Raw genomic sequence first — 15,745 nt, 5'->3', positions numbered from 1 at the left:
TCGAAGGTGTGCCCTACGCCTTCACGTTCACATTGCTGCAAGGATTGCTCGTCCTTGCGCTGGCGATCCCATTCACGGTGATTCCGCTCCTGGCACTGGAGTTGCTGGGCGCCGCCCAAGCCGTCAGCACATTCTACCTAGCGATCGGGGTCTTTAGCCTGAGCGGTGCTCTGGCGTTGCCGATGATGCTGGAACGTCTGAAGCGCATGCGCATGATCCTGCTGGGGACGGTCTGCATCGTCCTGTCGACGCTCCTCTTCCCGCTGGAGAGCGCCGGCGCGCTTTTCGTCGCCGCGGTGCCGTACACCTTCGGGTTCTTCGCGGTCAATATCGTGATGAACGTCATCATCATGGAGAGCATCCTGCGCCAGCGTTTCGTCCGGTTCGAGGCCATGCGCATGAGCATGCTGGGCCTCGCCTTCACCATCGGCCCGTGGCTGGGTGTCCGGATCACCAGTGACTTCGGTATCTGGTGGCCGTTCGTCGCGATGACGACCATCGGCGTCGTCGGCTACTGCTTCGTGCGCAACCTGATCAACGATCGAAAGTCGACACCGGGCGGGCACGGGCAATCCACTGCGCTTCATTCCGTGCTTCGTGCGCCAACCCCGCGTGCTGCTTGCCTATGTGCTGGCGCTGATCCGGTCGTCGTGGTGAAACACGATCTTCGTCTATGCTCCAATCTACTGCGTCGCCCACAGCTAATCCGACGAAACCGCAGGCCTCATCGTCTCGTTGAGTGCCATGTTTGTCGTTCTGGGGCCGGCCCGGCGCACCCTTCGGGCAAGCACGTGATCTTCGGCTACATCGCCACCGCACTTGCCGCCTCTGCCATGACCGCGCTCGCCGGCTGGCCCCTGGTCGGAATCATCATGATGCTCTTTTCCTGTTTGTGCGCCGCGTTGCTCGATGCCGTCGGCAACGCGCCGTTCGTCCGCACGTTCAAACCGCACGAACGGGCGAGATGACGTCGCTTTACACGACCTGTCGCGATGTCGACCGTGTCGTGCCGCAGGACATCTTCGCGGTCATGCTGCTCGCCCTGCCGCTCTCGGCCGTGTTTACGGTGACCAGCATCGGCATGATGTGCGGCGTCTGACTTTGCCGCCTCATCCCGAAGCGGTACTGGGAAAGCCATGACAGACTTCCCCATCGCACCACTGGGCGGCAGCCAGATCGAACAGACTTGCCGTCCTGACACCGCCCAGTAGGGCTCGCGATCTCGACGGCCTCGCGCAGAACGTCGATACAGTGCAACGATAAAGACCCGACGCAGGCAGACGATACCGTCGTTGCTGCAGGTTTCGAGGTCGAATCCGGAGATCAGCATCGGTTTGCCAGCCACGTGTCATCCCGGCTGACCGGCAGGAGAGTCGGGATCCCCTCGCGCAGAGGCGTGGCGAACCTGGATCCCGGATCGGCGACTCTTCCGGAGCTTGTCCGTGATGACATCGGAAGCTAGCTGCCCGGATAGCCCAACGGTTTCAGCGCCGTGCCGATCTCGTCGAGGATCGCGGGATCGTCGATCGTGGCGGGTATGGGAAAATCCTCGCCGTCGGCGATCTGGCGCATGGTCTTCCTGAGGATCTTGCCCGAGCGGGTCTTGGGCAGACGATCGACAACGGCGGCCTTGCGGAAGCTAGCAACAGCGCCGATCTCGTCGCGCACCATCTGAACAACCTCCTTGACGATCTCGTCATGCTCGCGGTTCACGCCGACCTTCAACACCATGAGGCCGACCGGCACCTGACCCTTGAGCTGGTCGGCGACTCCGATCACGGCGCATTCGGCGACATCCTGGTGCTTCGACAGCACCTCCTCCATGCCACCAGTCGAGAGACGATGGCCGGCGACATTAATCAGGTCGTCGGTGCGGCTCATGATGTAGATGTAGCCGTCCTCGTCGAACATGCCGGCGTCACCGGTTTTGTAGTAGCCGGGGAAATCGGCCATGTAGCCGTCGACGTAACCATGCGGGTTGTTCCAAAGTGTCGGCAGGCCACTCGGCGGCAGCGGAAGCTTCACGCAGATTGCGCCAATCTCGCCGTCGGGCACCGGATGGCCGTCGGCGCCCAGGATGTCGATCTTGTAGCCCGGCGTCGGTTTGGTGGGCGAGCCGTACTTCACGGGGAAACGGCCGAGGCCCAGGCAGTTCGCGGCCATGGCCCAGCCGGTCTCGGTCTGCCACCAGTGGTCAATCACCGGACGGTCGAGCATGCGCTCGGCCCACTGGATGGTGTCGGGATCGGCGCGCTCGCCGGCGAGAAACAGCGTGACGAACCGCGAGAGGGCGTACTCGCCAATGTACTTGCCCTCGGGGTCTTCCTTCTTGATCGCGCGTAAGGCCGTCGGCGCTGTGAACAGCGCCTTCACGCCGTGCTCGGCGATCACGCGCCAGAAGACACCAGCATCGGGTGTGCCGACAGGTTTGCCCTCGAACATGATCGTCGTGTTGCCGTGCAGCAGCGGGGCATAGACGATGTAGCTGTGGCCGACAACCCAGCCGATGTCGGAGGCTGCCCACCAGCAATCACCGGGATCGAGGTCGTAGACCCCCTTCATCGTCCAGTGCATGGCAACTGCGTGACCGCCGTTGTCGCGCACCACGCCCTTGGGCTTACCGGTCGTGCCCGAGGTGTAGAGAATGTAGAGCGGGTCGGTCGCGGCGACCGGCACCCAGTCGACGGTGCTCGCCTTGGCGATCTCGTCATACCAGTCGAAATCGCGGCCTGGCTTGAGCTCGCCATCCTGCTGTTCGCGCGCCAGAACGATTGTCGCGTCGGGCGTGTGGCCGGCGATCTCGTAGGCCTCCTCAAGGATCGGCAGGTAGGGGATGACGCGGCCGGGCTCGAGGCCACAGGTTGACGTTAGCAGCACCTTCGGGCCGGCGTCGTCGAGCCGCTTGGCGACCTCGGCCGCCGCGAAACCGCCGAATACCACCGAATGGATCGCACCGAGGCGCGCGCAAGCCAGCATGCCGATCACGGCCTCGGGCACGGCGGGCATGTAGATCAGAACCCGATCGCCCTTCTCGACACCATGATCGCGCAGCACGCCGGCGAAGGTCGCGACCTCGTTCTTGAGCTCGCTGAAGGTCAGAATGCGCTTGTCGCCGGCGATCGGGCTATCCCAGATCAGCGCACGCTGGTCGCCGCGACCGTTGTCGACATGGCGGTCGACCGCGTTCCAGCAGGTGTTTGTCTCCGCGCCGGGAAACCAGCGATAGAATGGCGGGTTGTCGTCATCGAGCACCCGGTCCCAGCGCTTGGTCCAGCCGATCGCCTCGGCCAGATCCCCCCAATAGCCCGCCGGATTCTCCAGCGACTGCCTGTAAACCTCCTCGAAACGCTGCGACATCGCTGTACTCCCCCGTTCGGACGACGATTGTGCATCCATGCCCCGTCGCTCGCGAACAATCAAACCGTTCGGTTGACGAACACCGTTTTGGGGTGCATGCAGCGCGCCCGTGTCGCAATGAAACGACGATGACCGAAGCCGCCGACCTCTCCTCCGCGATCCAATCGCTGCCCGGTGCCAATGTGATGGTGATTGGCGACCTGATGCTCGACCGCTTCGTTTATGGGGAGGTCGAGCGCATTTCGCCCGAGGCGCCGGTGCCGGTGATCCGTGTCGGTGCCGAAGAATCCATGCTGGGTGGGGCCGGCAATGTCGTACGCAACCTGATCGCGCTGGGTGCCGAGGTCTGCTTCATCGCCGTGGTGGGTGACGACCAGGTTGGTCGCGACCTGATCGCCATGGTCGCCGAAGAAGAATCGGTCGAACCCTATCTGCTCGTCGAACGGGGCCGGCGATCGACCACGAAGGTTCGCTACGTCGCCGGCAGCCAGCAGCTCCTGCGCGCCGACCGCGAGACCCAGCGTCCCGTCGACGACGCGACCCGTGGGCGCATCATCGACATCGTCGCCAACGGGCTCGACGGCATCAATGCCCTGGTCCTGTCGGACTACGCCAAGGGCGTGCTGACCGACGATGTGATCGAAGCGGTCATAGGGGCGGCGCGCGACGCCGAGGTGCCGGTGGTGGTTGATCCGAAGAGTCAGGATTTCTCGCGCTATCGCGGCGTGACCGTGTTGACGCCAAACCGCAACGAACTCTCGCAGGCCGCCCGAATGATGGCCGAGACCGACGACGAGGTCATCGCCGCGGGCGGCCGGGTGATCGCCGACACCGATTGCGAATTCCTGCTCGTCACACGCAGCGCCGACGGCATGTCCCTGGTCAACCGCAACGGCAGCGCCAGCCACTTTGCGGCCGAGGCGCGCGAGGTGTTCGACGTTTCGGGCGCGGGCGACACCGTGGTGGCAGTCTTTGCGGCGGCCTTGGGCCAAGGCCTGTCGCCGGAGACGGCGACGCAGCTCGCCAACCGCGCCGGCGGCGTCGTGGTGGGCAAGACCGGAACGGCCGTGGTCGATCTCGACGATCTCCATCGTGCCAATCACAGCCACGCCTTTGCCAGCAACGAGGACAAGCTGGTCTCGGCGGGCCGTGCCGAGGAACTGGTCCGCCGCTGGCAGAACCAGAGCAAGACGGTGGGTTTCACCAACGGCTGCTTCGATCTTCTTCACCCCGGCCATGTCTCGCTGCTGCGCCAGTCGCGCAACACCTGCGACCGGCTGGTGGTCGGGCTCAACAGTGACAGTTCGGTCCGCAGCCTGAAAGGCCCGGATCGGCCTGTACAGAATGAGCTGTCACGGGGCCAGGTGCTGGCCTCAATGGCGGATGTGGATCTGGTGGTGGTGTTCGACGAGAAGACGCCGCTGGCTCTGATTGAGGCCTTGCGTCCGGATGTACTCGTCAAGGGCGCCGACTACACCATCGATCAAGTCGTCGGGGCTGAGGAAGTACAGGCTTATGGCGGCAAGATTCTGCTTGCCGATCTTGCCGACGGTCACAGCACAACCACCATGGTCGCCCGTATGGCGACGTGACGGGTCAGTTCCCGTTTATGTTATGGCCGCTGAGGCGGCCAGGGGTCAGGCGGCGAGTTCGCCTGACGCGCGCGCGATCTCTTCCTTGATCTTCAGCTTTTCGCGCTTGAGTTCGGTGAGGAGCGCCTGATCGGGCAGCGGCCGGTTGGCCTCGGTCTCGATTTCGCTCTCGAGAGCGGCGTGACGCGCCTCAAGGCCGTGCAAATCAACGGTTTTGCTCATAAACGCCTCCGGATTAAGGTCCGTCCGCGAACCGGGCGCTTCATGGCGATCCGTCAGCTTCACGCCGGCGAATGCCCAGCTCGGAACTTCACTATAGGGAGGTGACGTCGGTATGGCGAGCCCCGATCGAATCATCGTGGGGATCAGTGGCGCCTCGGGCGTGATCCTCGGCGTACGCCTGCTGGAGGCGCTCGCGAACACCGAGGTCGAAAGTCACCTCGTGATGACCAAGACCGCCGAGGTCACACTGGCCTACGAGACCGACATGAAGGTCGTCACCGTCCACAAGCTCGCCGACGTGGTGCATCCCGCGGGCGACATGGGCGCTGCGATCTCGAGCGGCTCGTTCCGCACCGTGGGCATGATCGTCGCGCCGTGCTCGGTGAAGTCGTTGTCGGAGATCGCGACGGGCGTGACGTCGACCCTTCTGACGCGCGCCGCTGATGTGGTCCTGAAGGAACGGCGCCGCTTGGTGCTGGGCCTGCGCGAGACGCCGATTCACACCGGGCACCTCAGGAGCATGGTGGCAGTCTCGGAGATGGGCGCCATCGTGGCACCGCCGGTCCCGGCCTTCTATGCCAGGCCGGATTCTGTGGATGATCTGGTCAATCAAACAGTCGGCCGCTGGCTCGACCTGTTCCAGATAGAGAACCCCCTTGTCCGAAGATGGGACAGTCTGCGTCAGAATCGGAAAGGCGGCAAAGGAACCGTTACGATATAAGCGACATCGCCGCATCGACCGCGGTACTGCCGGCCTCCTGGCAGGCAGCTTCAACCAAGGCGCGCATCGAGGCCAGATCGGCCTCGTCGTTCTCACCATCGGAGAGAGCCATTACGGCAGCCAGGTTCTCGGCGACCACCGACGGGTCCGGCTCACCCGACTCCTTGCCCTTGGCCTCGCTGTTCGCACTCTCGATGATCAGCTGTTCGATCCGTTCAGCCTCGATTTCAAGCTTCAGGATCTGCTTGCGCAAACCTTCCGCCTCGTCTTCGGGCACGTGGACGACCCCGTCCCGCATGCCGGTTCGCACCGCGCGCAACGGCTCGATTGCAGCCTCGCGCCAGGCGCGGACACGGGATGCCAGGAACGCGACATGGGTGCTGTCGAAGGCGGGTAGACCAAGATTTGCGGTCCACATGGCATAGAGCAGAAGGTTGACGTCGGCGTCGCGCGCATCCTGCAGATGGATGACCGACGGCTGCACGCCATCACGGCCATAGACGCCCATGGTGTAGGTCCAGAAAGCACTCATTTCGGAAACTCCGGATCACGCTGTAAGCGGCGGTCCCCCGGAACCGGACGGCAGCGTGTCTTTAAGTAAGGAGGAAGTATCAGCAGCGCCGAAGGAAATGGCAACCGGTGCAGGGAAGGCCTAAGCGGCCGCGCCCCTGAGCTTCTGCACATACATCGCCTTGTCAGCCTTGGCCAGTGCGCTGGTGGCGTCGTCGCCGGCGACAAAGCTGTGCACACCAAACGAAACCGAGACGAAGATCGGCGAACCGTCGATCAGGAGCGGGTGTCTTTCGGCCGAGATCGGCGTGGTGCTGATCTCATCGACGAGTTTCTGCGACTTCCGCATCGCGCCGGTCTCGTCGGAGTTCGGCATGATCAGTCCGAATTCGTCTCCACCCAGGCGACCGACGAGATCCGAGTTGCGGACCCGCTTGAGCAGCGTGTTCGCCACGTGCAACAGCGCCGCATCGCCTAGGGCGTGACCATAGTGGTCGTTGATATGCTTCATCTTGTTGAGGTCGAAGTAGACCACAGCACTCGGAATGCCGTGTCGCGCGGAATATGCGATCGCCCGGCCAAGCTCACACATGAAAGCCCTGCGATTTACAACTGGAGCGAGAGAATCCTGATCGATAAGACGCTCAAGATACTTGATGCGCGAGCGTGTCTCGCCGAGTTCCATGCGGAGACGCTCGAGTTCGTCGAGGAGTTTGATCATGGCTGAGCGAACCTTGGGCGACATATCGTCCGGCGATACGCCGACCGCCCGCGACACCGCATCGCCGGGTTCCAAGTCACCGATCGATGCCAGATCGCTGACGTCCGGGTTCTTTCCTGTGTAATCCACCTGGGTCACGCGCTTCTGTCTCCGCTTGCCCACACATCAACGTCCAGGCGCGAGGCACCTGCCGTGCACGGGCGGCGAACGCCATACTAGCAAGCAAGTCGTGTGCCATGCGTGACATAATGATGAGACACCGCTTCGGTGCTTGTGCATGAACGACACAACAATCAGGATAACAGCCCTTTTTCGCGGAACGGAGATCAGCATGGCCGAACCGGTCGTCGGCATCATCATGGGCAGTCAGTCAGACTGGGAGACCATGCAGCACGCCGCCGAGACCTTGGCAACCTTGGGGGTCGATCACGAGGTTAAGATCGTCTCGGCCCATCGTACGCCTGATCGCCTTTTTGCGTATGCCGAGACGGCACGCGGGCGTGGCCTGAAGGCGATCATCGCCGGGGCCGGCGGCGCGGCCCACCTGCCCGGCATGGCCGCAGCCAAGACTCCGGTGCCGGTCTTGGGCGTTCCCGTCGAAAGCAAGGCGCTCAGCGGCATGGACAGCCTGCTCTCCATCGTTCAGATGCCGGCCGGCATTCCCGTCGGCACCCTTGCCATCGGCCGTGCCGGCGCGGTCAACGCCGCACTTCTGGCCGCGGCGATCGTCGGAAACGACAACGCCGACGTGGCGCAAGCGGTCGACGATTATCGCGCATGCCAGACCGCGGCGGTGGCCGACGCTCCGACCGACACAGCTTGACGTGATGCAGGATGATCTGAGAATCGTCCCGCCGGGCGGAACGATCGGAATCGTCGGTGGTGGCCAGCTAGGTCGCATGGCGGCGCTCAGTGCCGCTGCGATGGGATACCGATGCCATATCCTCTGTCCGGAAGATGACAGTCCGGCGGCCCAGGTGAGTGCGGCCGCGACCGTTGCGTCCTATGACGACCTCGCGGCGCTCGACAGCTTCGCGGCCGCGGTCGACGTTATCACCTACGAATTCGAGAACCTGCCGACCGAGAGCTTTGCGCGCATGGGGGCCATCACGCCGGTCCGACCGCACTGGCGTTGCTTGGAGACGACACAACACCGCGTGACCGAGAAGGACTTCATCAACGCACTGGGAATCGGCACGGCCCCCTACAGGCGCGTCACCTCGGCGAACGAGCTTGGGGCGGCGCTTGCAGCATTAGGCCGGCCGGCCGTGCTGAAGACCACACGCATGGGGTACGACGGCAAAGGCCAGGTCATGATCGGCGCCGATGACGATGCCGAGACGGCATGGCAGGCGATGGGCGACGCCGAAGGCATCCTCGAGGGCTTCGTTGATTTCGATCGAGAGGTTTCGGCCATCGTCGCGCGGGGCCCCGATGGTGCGACGGCCTGTTTCGACGTGGTCGAGAACGTTCACCGCAACCACATCCTCGCCAAAACCCACGCGCCCGCTCCGATCTCCCGGGCGCTGGCGGATCAGGCGCGGTCGATCGCCGTCAGGCTCGTGGAGTCATTCGACATGGCGGGTCTTCTGGCCGTCGAGCTGTTCGTGACGCGCGACGACACGTTGCTGGTCAATGAACTCGCGGCGCGACCCCATAATTCGGGGCATTGGACCATCGATGCCTGCATCAGCAGTCAGTTCGAGCAGTTCATCCGGGCCGTTGCAGGCCTCCCGCTGGGCGATCCGTCGCGCCACAGAGATGCGATCATGATCAATCTTCTGCATAATGACATCGACGACTGGCAGGCCATGATCGCCGCGCCCAACGCCAAGCTCCACCTCTACGGCAAGGCTGAAGCACGGCCCAGCCGCAAGATGGGTCACGTCACCCGGCTGTATCCGAAGACAGACAGCTGAAGACCGAGAACGGCTGAGAGCGGTAGCGCACGAGCCGCCCGACAAGGTCGTCCGGGTTCGGCAGCCATCGTTCCATGCGGCCCTTGGCCTTCTGGATTTGCATGACGTTGTCGATGCGCCGATCGAGGAAGCCCCATGTCGCCTCGTCGTCCTCGCTGGTGTCCGAAAGCCAAAACATCAGCGTCGACATGTAGACGCCCGAAAGCAGCATGCGCTTGGTGTAGAAGTTGTAGTCCGTCGCGGTGTCGCCCGCGGCATGCCACATCGTGTCGACCGTCCGGTAGAGCGCCCGCAGGCCGCCAGGACCGTTGTGCGGTAGCGCCTGGATCGCGAGCGCCTTTCGGATCGCGTCCTTGTGAACCGCGTTCTGCTCAAGCCTGACGCGAACTGCCGTCGCGATCCGGTCGCGAATACGCATGTTCCCGAGACCGCGCTTGGTCAGTTCGTCTTCCATCAGCCGATCGGCTTCGGCGACGAAAAACGCGATAACTTCGTCGGGCCCGCCCGGAAACAGCCGCCTGACATCGGCAAGCGGCATGTCGCAATCCTCGGCACCGGCCCGCATCGCGGTCAGGGTCCAGCCGTCGAACGATACGTGCGGCAGGGTGGCGGCCAGCAGGGCGCGCCGTTCGGTACCGCGTTGAGGTGTCGCGCTCATGCGCCCTCCTCTTCGGACGAACGGAACCACCGGGCCTCGGACACAAAAATCAGCTTTTTCATATCGGTCATCCTCTGGGGATAGAGAATGCCGTCGAGATGATCGAATTCGTGCTGCACGACGACAGCGTGCAAACCGTCGACCGTGCGGTCGATGAACGTGCCGTCGGTTGTCGTTCCGGTGTAACGCACCTTGGGCGAACGCGGCACGACGCCCTGGAGGCCAGGCACCGACAGGCAGCCTTCCCATCCCTCGATACGCTCCTCGCTGAGAAGTTCCAGCGTCGGGTTGACCAGTACTGTCACCCCTTCGTGTTCGGAAGCCTCCGGTGTGATGAAGACAACGCCGCGCAACGGCACGTGGACCTGCGGGGCAGCAAGACCCCTGCCCTCGGCGTCGTGCATAGTCTCGATCATGTCCATGACCAGCTTACGTATTGGCGGCGCGGTCGGATCGGGCACTTCATCGGCCCGCCGATGCAACACGGGATGCCCCATGCGGGCGATCTTTAGAATAGTCATGCCGGAACTCCTAACCGTGCACCATGTCGCAACCGTCGTAGCGGAAGCCGAAGCCGTTGCCCCTGGAGAAGACATGCTCAACCGACGGAGCCGGGAAGTGCATCATCATCATCAGGATGTCCGTGTCAGCGACCGACTCGAGGAATCGGCGGAAGCCGAGGTCATCCTTGTTGAAGAGGTAACACGCGTTGGGGAAGGTCAAGACCCAACGGCCATCCTCCTGCCTCGTGTTCCAGCCCGCGTGGTCGAGATAAAGGTGGCTGCAGAGCACGAAATCGACGTCCTCGGGCCCGACGCCCACGGCGGCCATGTCGTCCAGCTGACGATAGTCGGTGCGCTGGCCCCATATCGGCATGCCGGGATGGTTCTTGTGGTTGCCAACCCAAATGTTCAGGAGTAGGGTGTGGTAGCACCTATTCACGAGAGAACTCCGCACAGGCATGATGCAACCGCCCGTCGCCGGGGGTCGATCGCTGCCGGCATCAGCCATTACCAGGTAGGGCTCTATGGCTTCCGGGGCGGCGTCGGGGAAGTCCTCATGGGGTGCACCGACGACATCGCAGGACTCCTCAATCCGGATGTCGCCGATGGTTAATGTCATGGCCGTCATGCCCCTGTCGAACTCGCGGCGCATTCTACAGTGCAGCCGTTTGTCAGGCCAGCAGGGCACTTCACAAGCCTCCGGCGCTGTGTTAGGAGGGCCACCCCTTACAGGGGACAGAATCGGGATGACACGGCCCAGTCAGGGCCATCATGACTGAGGAGAAGAACCATCGTTCAGGTCACCGTACGCGATAACAATGTCGATCAGGCCCTGCGCGCGCTGAAAAAGAAGCTGCAGCGCGAGGGCGTGTACCGCGAAATGAAGCTTCGGCGCCATTTCGAGAAGCCTTCCGAGAAGAAGAAGCGTGAGCGTGCCGAAGCTGTGCGCCGCGCCCGCAAGCTGGCCCGTAAGCGCGCCCAGCGCGAAGGCAACAACTAAGTCTTACCCAGTTTCCGCTTCGGCGTGCAAAAAGCCGTCGTTCATGACGAACGGTGGCTTTTGTCGTGACTAAGCTTCTGGTGATCCCTGTGCGCCGAGCCAGGCAAGGGACGCATTGGCGCCTTCATGGTCGAAGGCCTTGGGCATCAGACAGGCGTGGCACCTGCTGGTGGTCCGGACGCCGTGCGGGGTGACCTGACGCAAGCGACCCTCACGGATCAAGTCTTCGGTCATGAAACGCCACGTCAGTGCAATCCCGGCGCCATCCATCGCCGCCTGCTGATAGACGATGAAGCTGTTGAACTCGTCGCCACGCTCGATCGACGGTACATCCAGACCGACATCGTCAAACCAGACGTCCCAGTCGCGCGCATAGCTCTGGTTTCGGAGACGCAGCAGGTTCTCATCGAGCAGGTCGGCTGGCACGATCATGGGCCCCTTCGCGCGGTAGGACGGACCACAGGCCGCGATTAGTTCCTCCGGGAACACCTCGACAGACCGGCTTGACGGCAGGCCGGCGCGGCCGAAAAGGATCACGATGTCAGCCCGGTCGGCCATCGCCGGGGCATTGCCGTCGCGTGTGAAGAGACGGATGTCGACATCGTCGTACCGGCTCCGGAATGCGCTGAGCCTCGCCATCAACTGGCCAGACCGATCGAGATACCGACGACAATGGTTTCGGAGCCCGGCCTTTTGCGCATTGCCTCGGCCGACTGGGCGATCGTGCCGAACCCCGAGGAAACAGCCTGAAAGAAACGTTCGCCTTCGGGCGTCAGCGTCAGCCTGGATTTCGTGCGGACGAACAGGGAGACATTGAGCTCACGTTCGAGTTCGGCAGCCTTCCGGCTAACGGCGGGCGGCTGCACGTTCAGCTCACCTGCGGCCCTGACGAAACTCAGATGCCGGGCCGAGGCCTCGAAGGTCCGAAGAGCGGCAAGGTTGGGCAGTCTCATATCATTCTTCTAGAGAAAGTTATCCGCTTCTGATTCCCGGTTTCTCAGGAGTTATACAACCTTATACTTCTTTCCATGATCCACGGGCATGGCGTCCCATGTCGACTGTCCACCTTGCTTCCTCGATTCCCAGTGACACGCCCGTGCTCACGCGCTTGGGCGCCTTCGTCGCTGGCGCCCGCTTCGAACTCGACCCCGGCACGGTCAACGTCGTAAGGGATGCTTTGCTCGATACTTTCGGCTGCATCATCTCAGGCGCCGCCGAAGCCGTCGCACGCCGGGCGCAGGATGCGATGTCCGGCGACGCCGGCACGGCGGAGGTCTTCGGCACCGCCCTCTGCACGACGCCGGGCGCGGCCGCCCTGCTGAACGCAGTCGCAGGCCACGCCTTAGAGTTCGACGACTGGGAGATCCCCGGCAACTCCCATCCGACGGTCGTTATGGTTCCAGCGCTGCTGGCTGCCGCTCGGGAGTGCCGCCCGGCCGGCCGCGACATGCGGGACGCTTATGTAGCCGGTTTCGAGGTGATCGCGCGGTTGGGCGATATCCTGAACTTCGATCACTACGACAGGGGCTGGCACACCACTGGGACAATCGCCGCCGTGGGCGCTGCCGCATCGGTGGCGCGCCTCTGGAAACTGGACCCGGCCACGACAACACACGCCCTGTCACTGGCGGTGAGTCGGGCCGCAGGCCTGACACGGCAGTTCGGCAGCGACGCCAAGCCGCTGCAGGCAGGCTTCGCTGCAGAGGCCGGAATCACCTGCGCCCGCCTGGCACGATGCGGCATGACAGCTGTGCCCGATGTCCTGGAAAAGGATCAGGGCTACGCCACGCTGACATCATGTGGCGAAGCACAGATCGCGAGTGCGATGGAGAGCCTCGGTCATGTCCTCGCACTCGCCGAGCATGGCCTTGTCTTCAAGCCCTACCCGAGTTGCGGCTACACCCACAGGATCATCGACTGCGCGCTGAACGTTCGTGAGCGCATGTCTCCGGCAGCGGATCAGATCGCCGGGATCGCGATTTATCTTCCTGCAATGCATGCCGGCATTCTGCCGTTCCGCCAGCCCGACGATGCCCGCCAGGCCCGATTCAGCCTGCCGTTCTGCGCCACACAGGCCCTGGTGCACGGCCACGTCACCGCTGACGATTTCGTCCGGGAGCGCTGGCAAGAGCCGGACGTTGCACGTCTGATCGGGCTCAGCACGGTGCATTCCTTCGCACCGCTGAACCCGCGCCTCAACTACGATCCCGACGACCCCGACAGGCTGTCTGTCACCCTGGCCGACGGCACGGTGCACGAGGTCCGGGTCGCCTATCCGCTGGGTTCGCCGCAACGTCCCATGACGTCGGCGCAGATCCTCGACAAGTTCCGACAGAACACCACTCGCTTCCCTGCAGACGGGGGCACCATCGACAGGCTCAGCGCCTGGCCCGACGCCGACGACCTTCTTTCCCTTCTAGAGCCATGGAGCACGGCACCATGACCGACGCGGCTGTTTCACAGGAGTCTCACAGACGGCGCGGCGGACGATCCGCCCGACGCGCTGAGCGTATCGACGGTGCCGGCAAGGGCCCGACGAGTGCGATCTGGCCCGGCATCAACGGCGGCCGCTACAAACCCCTGAGACGCGACGATGTGCAGGCCGTCCACGAGACCGCACTACGCATTCTTGCTGAGATCGGCCTGCGCGATGCGACACCCCGCAGCATTGCGACCTTCGAGGCTGCTGGTGGCCGCCTGACCAACGATGGCCGTCTCTTGATCCCGCAAGAGGTCTCCGAGGCCGTGCTGGCGACGGCGGGTCGCGACTTCAAGCTTCATGCCCAGGATCCGGCCCACGACATCGACCCTTCGGCCACACGCATTCATCTCGGGACCTCGGGTGCGGCGGTTCACATCGTCGATACCGAAAGCCGGACGATCCGCGATTCGACGGCACGCGACCTCTACGACATGGCGCGGCTTGCCAATGCGCTGCCCAATATCCACATGTTCCAGCGAACGGTGGTGGCGCGCGACATCACCGACCCCCGCGAGATGGACCTCAACACCGCGTATGCATGCCTGGCCGGCACGGCCAAACACGTCGGCACCAGCTTCGGCAACCAGGAGCATCTCGCGGACGCCCTCGACATCGTGCACTGCATCGCCGGCGGCGAAGACGCCTTTCGCGCGCGTCCGTTCCTGTGCGTTTCGACTTGTTTTATCGTGCCACCGCTCAAGTTCGCCGAGGAGGCGCTCGGCGTCATCGAACTCTCCTGCGACACGGGTGTGCCCCTGAAGCTCGTATCCGCTGGACAGGCAGGTGCCACCAGCCCGGCGGCGCTTGCCGGCGCGATCGCACTGCAAACCGCCGAGGTTCTGGCGGGGCTGCTTTATGTGAACTTGCTGCGACCGGGTCATCCTGCGCTGTTCGGTGCCCTGCCCTTCGTCTCGGACCTGCGCACAGGCGCCATGTCAGGCGGCAGTGCGGAACAGGGTCTGCTGATGGCCGCCTGCGCCCAGATGGCTCAGCACTATGGCATCCCCTGCGCGGTCTCGGCAGGCATGACTGATTCCAAGATGCCGGATTCCAGGCGGGCTACGAGAAGGGCTACACCGAGCTCCTGAGTGCGCTCGCAGGTGCGAACCTGATCTACGAGGCCGCCGGCATGTATGGCTCGCTGCTGGCCTGTTCGCTCGAGAGCTTCGTGCTCGACAACGACCTCATCGGTGCCGTCATGCGCGCGACACGCGGCATTGAGGTCAGTGACGAGACGCTGTCGTTCGAGACCATCCGGGATGTCTGCATCGACGGCCCCGGTCACTTCCTCGGCCATGCCCAGACCCTGGAACGCATGCAGGACGACTACTTCTATCCCACGCTCGGCGACCGCCAGACGCCGCAGGAATGGGACGCACAGCGCACGCCCGATCTGCTGGAGCAGGCACGCGAGCGCACCCGCGAGCTGCTCGCTGCACCCCCGCCATTACATATCCCGCCCGACATCGACCGCACGATCCGCGAGCGGTTCCGGATGCACTTCTAGGACGAGAACGCGACGGAGCCCGGGTAGAGGCAGCGGTAGGCCGGGTGTCTGGCGAGACGGTCGAGACAGGCTGAAAGGGCGGGCTGGTCATCCAGAAGTCTGGCCACCCGCGCTATGAAACAGCTGTGGCCGACCATGATATCCGCACCGCTGAAGGTGCCGCCCAGGATGTGGTCATTGCCATGGAGAGCACGGGCAACCACCTCGGCGCATACGCCGAAGAGGTGGCGTCCGCGTCCAGCAACGTCGGCATTGTGCGTGCTGCCGGTAAGCCGCATGCCTTCCGATGGTAGCATCATGTTATCGAACACCATCATCAAGACGCGGTCGATTTCGGCAGCAGCGAAGACACCCTACTGGTAGTGGAGCGCACGGTCCGGCGATCCAACAGACGGGCGAGGCCGCTTTCGGGATGTTCGTCGATGATCTGGAACACCATCGACACCGACTCAATCATCGTGTAGCCGGCTGTCTCCAGCACCGGCACGACGCCGAGCGGATGGAGTATGCGACAGGTATCGCCGTCCTGTTCCTTGCTCGGCAGATCGACCAG

General features: G+C 63.6%; 18 protein-coding genes and 1 pseudogene. 8 read left to right on the top strand and 11 right to left on the bottom strand.

The annotated features are described in order from the left end of the window. The first annotated feature begins 8 nt into the window (after positions 1-8). On the top strand, positions 9-968 hold the full coding sequence (locus tag GDA49_04535) for a hypothetical protein (protein MBC6439673.1): 960 nt from the start codon (positions 9-11) through the stop codon (positions 966-968). 490 nt (positions 969-1,458) lie between these two features. On the opposite strand, the gene GDA49_04530 is transcribed toward GDA49_04535, so the two are convergent. Beyond that, the gene (locus GDA49_04530; GenBank protein ID MBC6439672.1) at positions 1,459-3,357 is read right to left on the bottom strand and encodes a propionyl-CoA synthetase; all 1,899 of its coding nucleotides are present in this window, start codon (positions 3,355-3,357) and stop codon (positions 1,459-1,461) included. 128 nt (positions 3,358-3,485) lie between these two features. On the opposite strand from GDA49_04530, the gene rfaE1 reads away from it, so the two are divergent. Next, positions 3,486-4,949, top strand: coding sequence for a D-glycero-beta-D-manno-heptose-7-phosphate kinase (gene rfaE1, locus GDA49_04525; protein MBC6439671.1), 1,464 nt, complete (start codon positions 3,486-3,488; stop codon positions 4,947-4,949). Between the two features lie 45 nt (positions 4,950-4,994). Here rfaE1 and GDA49_04520 read toward each other — a convergent pair whose 3' ends face one another. After that, complete coding sequence (locus GDA49_04520) at positions 4,995-5,171, bottom strand: YdcH family protein (GenBank protein MBC6439670.1); 177 nt, start codon at positions 5,169-5,171, stop codon at positions 4,995-4,997. Positions 5,172-5,283: 112 nt separating this feature from the next. Here GDA49_04520 and GDA49_04515 point away from each other — a divergent pair, with 112 nt between their 5' ends. After that, positions 5,284-5,892 carry a UbiX family flavin prenyltransferase gene (locus GDA49_04515; GenBank protein MBC6439669.1) on the top strand — a complete coding sequence of 203 codons (609 nt, stop codon included), beginning with the start codon at positions 5,284-5,286 and terminating at the stop codon, positions 5,890-5,892. On the opposite strand, the gene GDA49_04510 is transcribed toward GDA49_04515, so the two are convergent. Next, positions 5,882-6,424, bottom strand: a complete 543-nt coding sequence (locus GDA49_04510) for a TIGR02444 family protein (protein ID MBC6439668.1) — start codon at positions 6,422-6,424, stop codon at positions 5,882-5,884. The genes GDA49_04515 and GDA49_04510 overlap by 11 nt on opposite strands. Before the next feature lie 120 nt (positions 6,425-6,544). Beyond that, positions 6,545-7,261 carry a GGDEF domain-containing protein gene (locus tag GDA49_04505; protein MBC6439667.1) on the bottom strand — a complete coding sequence of 239 codons (717 nt, stop codon included), beginning with the start codon at positions 7,259-7,261 and terminating at the stop codon, positions 6,545-6,547. Positions 7,262-7,454: 193 nt separating this feature from the next. Between GDA49_04505 and purE the strand changes: the two genes are divergently transcribed. Then, positions 7,455-7,946, top strand: coding sequence for a 5-(carboxyamino)imidazole ribonucleotide mutase (gene purE / locus GDA49_04500; protein MBC6439666.1), 492 nt, complete (start codon positions 7,455-7,457; stop codon positions 7,944-7,946). Between the two features lie 4 nt (positions 7,947-7,950). Beyond that, positions 7,951-9,042 (top strand): 5-(carboxyamino)imidazole ribonucleotide synthase, encoded by a 1,092-nt coding sequence (locus GDA49_04495; protein ID MBC6439665.1) that lies wholly within the window; start codon positions 7,951-7,953, stop codon positions 9,040-9,042. Here GDA49_04495 and GDA49_04490 read toward each other — a convergent pair. The 3 genes from GDA49_04490 to GDA49_04480 are packed head-to-tail and all read right to left on the bottom strand — an operon-like array spanning position 9,011 to position 10,822. After that, positions 9,011-9,700, bottom strand: coding sequence for a COQ9 family protein (locus GDA49_04490; GenBank protein ID MBC6439664.1), 690 nt, complete (start codon positions 9,698-9,700; stop codon positions 9,011-9,013). The two genes, GDA49_04495 and GDA49_04490, sit on opposite strands and share 32 nt — an antisense overlap. Then, entirely contained in the window at positions 9,697-10,221 is a 525-nt protein-coding gene (def, locus tag GDA49_04485) for a peptide deformylase (GenBank protein MBC6439663.1), read from the bottom strand. The genes GDA49_04490 and def overlap by 4 nt, the downstream gene beginning before the upstream one ends. 10 nt (positions 10,222-10,231) lie before the next feature. After that, positions 10,232-10,822: a hypothetical protein gene (locus GDA49_04480; protein MBC6439662.1), complete on the bottom strand. Its 591-nt coding sequence runs from the start codon at positions 10,820-10,822 to the stop codon at positions 10,232-10,234. Between the two features lie 156 nt (positions 10,823-10,978). On the opposite strand from GDA49_04480, the gene GDA49_04475 reads away from it, so the two are divergent. Next, positions 10,979-11,203, top strand: a complete 225-nt coding sequence (locus tag GDA49_04475) for a 30S ribosomal protein S21 (protein ID MBC6439661.1) — start codon at positions 10,979-10,981, stop codon at positions 11,201-11,203. Positions 11,204-11,272: 69 nt separating this feature from the next. Here GDA49_04475 and GDA49_04470 read toward each other — a convergent pair whose 3' ends face one another. Both GDA49_04470 and GDA49_04465 read right to left on the bottom strand, forming a co-directional pair. Next, positions 11,273-11,842: a hypothetical protein gene (locus GDA49_04470; protein ID MBC6439660.1), complete on the bottom strand. Its 570-nt coding sequence runs from the start codon at positions 11,840-11,842 to the stop codon at positions 11,273-11,275. Then, positions 11,842-12,156: a LysR family transcriptional regulator gene (locus GDA49_04465; GenBank protein ID MBC6439659.1), complete on the bottom strand. Its 315-nt coding sequence runs from the start codon at positions 12,154-12,156 to the stop codon at positions 11,842-11,844. Before GDA49_04465 ends, GDA49_04470 begins: the two co-directional genes overlap by 1 nt. Positions 12,157-12,299: 143 nt before the next feature. On the opposite strand from GDA49_04465, the gene GDA49_04460 reads away from it, so the two are divergent. Beyond that, positions 12,300-13,646 (top strand): MmgE/PrpD family protein, encoded by a 1,347-nt coding sequence (locus tag GDA49_04460; GenBank protein MBC6439658.1) that lies wholly within the window; start codon positions 12,300-12,302, stop codon positions 13,644-13,646. Further along, positions 13,643-15,192 (top strand): annotated as a pseudogene (locus GDA49_04455) (trimethylamine methyltransferase family protein). The gene GDA49_04460 and the pseudogene GDA49_04455 overlap by 4 nt, the downstream one beginning before the upstream one ends. On the opposite strand, the gene GDA49_04450 reads toward GDA49_04455, so the two are convergent. After that, complete coding sequence (locus GDA49_04450) at positions 15,189-15,509, bottom strand: hypothetical protein (GenBank protein MBC6439657.1); 321 nt, start codon at positions 15,507-15,509, stop codon at positions 15,189-15,191. The pseudogene GDA49_04455 and the gene GDA49_04450 sit on opposite strands and share 4 nt — an antisense overlap. Then, positions 15,509-15,673: a hypothetical protein gene (locus GDA49_04445; GenBank protein MBC6439656.1), complete on the bottom strand. Its 165-nt coding sequence runs from the start codon at positions 15,671-15,673 to the stop codon at positions 15,509-15,511. Before GDA49_04445 ends, GDA49_04450 begins: the two co-directional genes overlap by 1 nt. Between the last annotated feature and the right edge of the window lie 72 nt (positions 15,674-15,745).

The organism is Rhodospirillales bacterium (genome assembly GCA_014323865.1).
In the GTDB taxonomy this organism is placed as follows: Bacteria; Pseudomonadota; Alphaproteobacteria; order SP197; family SP197; genus SP197.
This window is presented reverse-complemented; position numbering and strand designations above follow the sequence as displayed.

Coding starts and splice junctions, on each gene's coding strand:
- def (MBC6439663.1), bottom strand. CDS start 10,221: ATGACTATTCTAAAGATCGCCCGCATGGGGCATCCCGTGTTGCATCGG.
- GDA49_04470 (MBC6439660.1), bottom strand. CDS start 11,842: ATGGCGAGGCTCAGCGCATTCCGGAGCCGGTACGACGATGTCGACATC.
- GDA49_04480 (MBC6439662.1), bottom strand. CDS start 10,822: ATGACATTAACCATCGGCGACATCCGGATTGAGGAGTCCTGCGATGTC.
- purE (MBC6439666.1), top strand. CDS start 7,455: ATGGCCGAACCGGTCGTCGGCATCATCATGGGCAGTCAGTCAGACTGG.
- GDA49_04510 (MBC6439668.1), bottom strand. CDS start 6,424: ATGAGTGCTTTCTGGACCTACACCATGGGCGTCTATGGCCGTGATGGC.
- GDA49_04465 (MBC6439659.1), bottom strand. CDS start 12,156: ATGAGACTGCCCAACCTTGCCGCTCTTCGGACCTTCGAGGCCTCGGCC.
- GDA49_04530 (MBC6439672.1), bottom strand. CDS start 3,357: ATGTCGCAGCGTTTCGAGGAGGTTTACAGGCAGTCGCTGGAGAATCCG.
- GDA49_04450 (MBC6439657.1), bottom strand. CDS start 15,509: ATGATGGTGTTCGATAACATGATGCTACCATCGGAAGGCATGCGGCTT.
- GDA49_04520 (MBC6439670.1), bottom strand. CDS start 5,171: ATGAGCAAAACCGTTGATTTGCACGGCCTTGAGGCGCGTCACGCCGCT.
- GDA49_04515 (MBC6439669.1), top strand. CDS start 5,284: ATGGCGAGCCCCGATCGAATCATCGTGGGGATCAGTGGCGCCTCGGGC.
- rfaE1 (MBC6439671.1), top strand. CDS start 3,486: ATGACCGAAGCCGCCGACCTCTCCTCCGCGATCCAATCGCTGCCCGGT.
- GDA49_04495 (MBC6439665.1), top strand. CDS start 7,951: ATGCAGGATGATCTGAGAATCGTCCCGCCGGGCGGAACGATCGGAATC.
- GDA49_04490 (MBC6439664.1), bottom strand. CDS start 9,700: ATGAGCGCGACACCTCAACGCGGTACCGAACGGCGCGCCCTGCTGGCC.